This window comes from Mesorhizobium sp. M7A.F.Ca.US.002.01.1.1 (genome assembly GCF_004022955.1).
Taxonomy (GTDB): Bacteria; Pseudomonadota; Alphaproteobacteria; order Rhizobiales; family Rhizobiaceae; genus Mesorhizobium; species Mesorhizobium ciceri.
The window spans coordinates 1-5029 of record NZ_RZQE01000439.1 but is presented as its reverse complement, the minus strand read 5'-3'; the positions used below and the strand labels follow the sequence as shown (position 1 = coordinate 5029).

5 protein-coding genes and 2 pseudogenes are annotated in these 5029 nt (G+C 62.4%); 5 read left to right on the top strand and 2 right to left on the bottom strand.

Annotated features, from left to right (window positions below):
- The 3 genes and pseudogenes from EN932_RS28995 to EN932_RS28985 all read left to right on the top strand — a co-directional run.
- Positions 1 to 172: DUF4142 domain-containing protein (locus tag EN932_RS28995; protein WP_164890663.1), on the top strand; the 172-nt coding region annotated here is incomplete at its 5' end.
- Positions 169 to 495 carry a cupredoxin family copper-binding protein gene (locus EN932_RS28990; RefSeq protein ID WP_206519124.1) on the top strand — a complete coding sequence of 109 codons (327 nt, stop codon included), beginning with the start codon at positions 169 to 171 and terminating at the stop codon, positions 493 to 495. The genes EN932_RS28995 and EN932_RS28990, both read left to right, overlap by 4 nt.
- 586 nt (positions 496 to 1081) lie before the next feature.
- A pseudogene (locus EN932_RS28985) lies at positions 1082 to 1341 on the top strand (hypothetical protein); the annotation flags it as partial.
- Between the two features lie 405 nt (positions 1342 to 1746).
- Here the strand turns inward: EN932_RS28985 and EN932_RS39600 are convergent.
- Positions 1747 to 1872 carry a hypothetical protein gene (locus EN932_RS39600; RefSeq protein WP_263499051.1) on the bottom strand — a complete coding sequence of 42 codons (126 nt, stop codon included), beginning with the start codon at positions 1870 to 1872 and terminating at the stop codon, positions 1747 to 1749.
- 539 nt (positions 1873 to 2411) lie between these two features.
- On the opposite strand from EN932_RS39600, the gene EN932_RS39785 reads away from it, so the two are divergent.
- Together EN932_RS39785 and EN932_RS28970 are read left to right on the top strand one after the other, a co-directional pair.
- Entirely contained in the window at positions 2412 to 2714 is a 303-nt protein-coding gene (locus EN932_RS39785) for a DUF1127 domain-containing protein (protein ID WP_084015936.1), read from the top strand.
- 1502 nt (positions 2715 to 4216) lie between these two features.
- Positions 4217 to 4786: a DUF488 domain-containing protein gene (locus EN932_RS28970; RefSeq protein ID WP_128369258.1), complete on the top strand. Its 570-nt coding sequence runs from the start codon at positions 4217 to 4219 to the stop codon at positions 4784 to 4786.
- Positions 4787 to 4816: 30 nt separating this feature from the next.
- Here the strand turns inward: EN932_RS28970 and EN932_RS28965 are convergent.
- Positions 4817 to 5029 (bottom strand): annotated as a pseudogene (locus EN932_RS28965) (alpha-D-glucose phosphate-specific phosphoglucomutase); the annotation flags it as partial.

Sequence of the window (5029 nt, the reverse complement as noted above, 5' to 3'; positions counted from 1 at the left end):
GGCCTGGATCGACAACGAGGTAGCCTATCACAAGCAGGTCGACGACGCTCTCCAAACGCTCCTGATTCCCTCTGCGAGCAACGCCGAGCTCAAGGATCTGCTGGAGACCGGCCTGAAGATATTCCAAGGCCATGAACAACATGCCGAACATGTCGCCGGCATGCTGAAATGAGAACAGCGCTGATGATGCCGAAACGGCAACTGTGGATTGCACTGGCGCTAACAATCGTCGCCGCGCCGGTGAAGGCCGAAACCATCCAGGTCACCATCGACAAGCTGGTGTTCTCGCCAGTGACCGTCGAGGCGAAGGTTGGCGACACGATCGAGTGGGTAAACAAGGACGTGTTTGCCCACACAGCCACCGTGAAGGGTGGCTGGGATGTGATGATCCCGCCGAAGAAGTCCGGAAGCCTGAGATTGAAGGCCGCGGGAGCGGTCAACTATTTCTGCCGCTTCCACCCCAACATGAAGGGCCGCATCACGGTGGCGCCATAGCTGGAGCGTGGGATCGCGGCAGGCGTCGCGATCCAACAATTCGGGGGGGCGTCGTGCCCAAGGAGGTTACGCAGGCAAAGACCGCTTTGTCTTTGCGGGCGGCGACAGATTCGGCGCCACTCAGGTTGGCATTCTGCGCTCGCTCGCGCGCCGCGGCAATTGCAGCGTATATGGTTGTCGGTTCGAGAGTTGGCGCACTGAACGAGGCCTACTATGCTGGCGATCTCACGATGGAAGGAAACCCGGATCGAGACTATCTGGCGTGGATTGGGCCGGCGCGACGTCTTTCCGTTGACATGGAAAGTGAACCGGATGAAGCGGTCTCGCGTATGGGAGGGTAACGTTCAAGGCCATGCCGACCCCTTCTGATACGCCAGCATCAGCGAAGCAAGCACGAAAGAAGCGACAGTCCAATCGAAGGACTGGCGATATCTGGCTGTAGCGGAAGGACAGTGTCGATCGGTCACGCCTGATCACGCCGAAGCACACTGGCACCGACGGCATGGTCTCTGACTAGCGCTCAGAGCCGTAAATGGGTCGCCTTTATCAAGAACCGCTTCGAGGCGCTGCTGAGGGAGATCTTCGAATGACGGCCGCTATCCTTTGCGGCCATCATGGACTAGCAGCTCATGCTCGTTTCGCCATCGGCTGCTACGTCTACCGAGTGGTCCGGGCCCGCGCACGCAGGACCGGGTGCTCTGCCTCGGCGCGATGTAGGTCTGCGCGATGCTCCTTGAGCTCACTGCCGGCACCCGCACTGGAAGCGAGGTGTATTTCGAAGGGCGTCCTAGGATCCATGTCGAGCAAGCGCTCGCCAAGTTCCTCATGCGCGGGGAGGTGATCGAATGCTCCAAGCCGCCGACCTGCCGCCGTGGGCTGCCTGCCGACCCCCCTGCTTCTGATCGGAGTGGTGCTTACCCTTGCCGGAGCCATCGCAACACTGCGATTCGGCAGCTTTTGCTAGCGAATCCACGTACCTACACTTGGCCTCGGCTGGGGAACGGGCGCGACCGCGCTTGCTCAATCGTCTTCTTGTCGGCGCTCGGTTCCCGCGTCGGAGCCCGCGAACTGCTGGTCGCCGCCTTCGTCACGGTCACCTGATGCTCATTGCCCGGGCAGCACGTTTCCGTGACAGGACCGCAGGGAAGACGGGCATCCCTTCGAGGTCAGAGGTGAGGCAGGCTTGCGGACATGCGTCGAACACGCTGCGGCGGCACCGGATAAGTGATGCCGCCGCAGTCATTACGAGCGTCAGCGGCGACGACCGGCCAAATTTGGGCCCGCAACGATCGCCGACACCGAGGTCGCCGCCTGACCCTTGACCTCCTTGTCCTGCTTCGGTTTGCGGGTTTCGCGGTTGCCCTTCCTCTTTGCCATTCCTTGTCTCCTTGCTGGCAAGCACTGTGCGGCCCCCGGTCGACGGCCGGCAGCGCGCTTCGTGCGAAAACGATGAAGCTGCAGGATCCCCTGGCCAGGCGGATACTCCCCGCGCGGCCAGGGTTACCGGCGCGTTTTGCGCCGCTTTCGGAACGTTAGGGAGCTTGGAGGAGGTGTGTTCATGACCTCATTATGGGAACGTCGGATGCAGAAGTCCAAGATGGCTGGCCGATACCGGCCGTTTCGCGTCCAAAGGCCGCACGCGGCGCGCTTCGATTGAATTTCCGTGTAGGAGCCCCATCTACGATGCATGGTAATCGCAGGTCGTCACAAGAAGTTTCTGGTCGTTTCGGCGTTCCTCCTGACGCGTTCCTAGCCCGAGCGGCAAGGGCGCGCCCGCCCGCCGTCTCGGGAACAAATCCCACCCAGTCCGACATCGTATCCGGTCGTTCAGCGGCCGGCTTGTCGGCATGTCCATGACCAAGCTCGCATGAGGTTCCGCCATGTGCGGCCGCGGGTACTTCGGCGGAGAGACCAACATGTCCAAAATCGACCGCACTTATCCATCGGCATCAGAACGCGGGTCCGAACGCAAGTCCAGAACCACAGTGCGGCAGCTGTTCCTTCGTGCCATCCGCCAATGGCAGCGGAGCCGCGCGATCAACGAACTCTCGCGACTGGACAACAGGCAACTCGAGGACATTGGCATTTCGCGCAACCACATCCCGCGGGTGGTTGAGGGTCTTTTCAGTCCAGAAGGAGCCAAACCTCTCCCAATGGCGGACTACCTGGGCGAGAGCCCGGTAATCGTGGCGGAATCCTATATTCCCCGGAGGGCCTGACATGGACACGATCACAAAGACCATCATAGCCGTAGGTCTTCTCGGCCTGATGGTGACCGCGTTCGCGATGCTCTGAGGGGCATCGGTGGCGCATTCCCGCAGTTGAAGTCGGGATGAAGTAGGCAGGACAGCATGTGCATGGAGACGTTCATCAGGATTTCGAGGCTTGCCGGGAGGGTCGCGTCCTTTCCCGGAGCAAACTCTTTGACCCTGAATCCCGCACCTAACCTGCTCCGGAGCATTCCAGGCAAAGCGGTTTGGCGCCGAGCGCCGCATCGATGGAGCGTGTCATGAGAACCGTCCGAACGAGGCAGGTGTGCCTCTCCTGCAATAGCCTCTTGCCCCGCGCCGCAGTCCGCTGCCCCTGGTGCATCTCGTCGACCGTCACTCCTGCCGCGATTGCGGATCACTGCGCGTCGGGGACGAGGCCCGGCGGACGAGCAAGCCGGGCCCAGGTGCTGCAGTGAGACCGGCCAATGCGATGCCGGTCCCGCCGACCCTGATCGATCCCGCCCGAAACGCCGCCACTTCGGCGGAGCGGGGAACGTGGGCGCTTGGGGAGGTCGCCCGGACATCATCCTCTGTCCATCCAGCTACGAAGCGCGAGGCGCTCTGGCCTCTCGGGTCTGCTCGCCGAAAGGGGCGGGCAAGCCGGGAAGCCGTGTTGGCTGCCCTGCTGCGGCGGGAGCGCCGCGGGCCGACATACATCGGCGGCGGAATCGCGATGCCGCACGGACGAAATGACGAGTCCCTGCTGCCAGCGGCGGCAGTCCTCCGTCTCCGGCAACCTGTGCACTACGCTACGGCGGACGGCGACATGGCGGACATCCTCGTAGCCGTCCCGTGGCCGAAGGGGGTCTCGTCAGGATACGTGCCGACGCTCGCCCGCCCGTTCGTCGGCCAGCGGACAAGGCACGGAAGGAATGCCGCAGACTTCACTTCGCCCCCGCCGAAGTCGGAGCGGACCACGTCGGAGAAGGGAAACTACATCGGCGAGCGCATCATGTAGACCATCTCGGTGCCGGACAAGATGATCGCGGCTGATGCCTAGCCGCTGCAACCAAACCCTGGATCCCTGCTGCGGTACTGTGGGCGTGGTGATGGGCTTCTTCGCCTTGTGCCGCCCTTGGGGCGAGCATGGTGGCAAGGGGCGCTCTATCTCCTAATCTCCGACGCCGTCTATAGCGCTCATCCCTGGTTGCGTTCGGCACGCCGGTCATCGGCGTCAGTCTGTGCACACGAACGATCGTGCCGCTGCCCCCCCTGGCTTCCGAATTCCAGCTCACGTAACGCTGACTCGAGCCATGTGGCTCGACCAAGGGTGACAGGGATTCTCGCGCGAGACGCCATTCTGCACCTGGATGGCGCAATCGAATGGCGATGATCCACCACTCAACCTTTGCACGCGAATTCGGTTCCAGCGATCGCTTCCCGATGCAGGGGTCTTTTTTGATCTGCGCGATAAACAGGCTACAATCCGCGTCGAGGTGGCCAAGGTCGCCGTGCGCCGTCAGATTGGAATCGAAACGAACAGCTTCTTCACCATAGGCCATTCCACGCGTACGATCGTCGAGTTCGCCGAACTGCTTAGGGAGTCTCGTGTCGATTTCGTTGTCGATGTGAGGTCGATGCCGCGCTCGCGCACCAATCCGCAGTTTAACGAAGACAGCCTTCCGGGAGCGTTGGCGCCGTGGCAGATCGGCTATGAGCATGTCGCTGCGCTTGGCGGCTTGCGGGGCAAGGCGCGGGGGGCGGAACCTTCCCCCAATAGCTATTGGCGCGTACGTGGTTTTCGCAACTACGCAGACTATGCGCTGACCGAGCCGTTCGCCAAAGGCTTGGCGCAACTGCGAGAGCTCGGCAGCCGGCATCGCTGCGCAATCATGTGCGCGGAAGCCGTCTGGTGGCGCTGCCACCGCCGCATCATTTCCGACTACCTGCTCGGAGAAGGCGAACGGGTCATGCACATCCTTGGGGTCGGTCATGTCGAGGAGGCCAGCCTGACCCCAGGCGCTGTCGTGCGCCATGATGGAACGATCGTTTACCCCGGGGAGCATCTCCTCGGGACGTAAGCATGGGTCATCACAAGCCGTGCAGCCGGTTCAGCTTCCTTTGGTTGCCCCGAGCGCATGGTCGACGGTCGTCTGCGCCTCGGCCAGGATGGCGCGCAGGTGGTCCTGTCCGCGAAAACTCTCAGCGTAGATCTTGTAGATATCCTCGGTACCTGACGGGCGCGCGGCGAACCAGCCGTTTTCCGTGGCCACCTTGACGCCGCCGATTTCGGCATTGTTGCCCGGTGCCCGGCTGAGCACCTG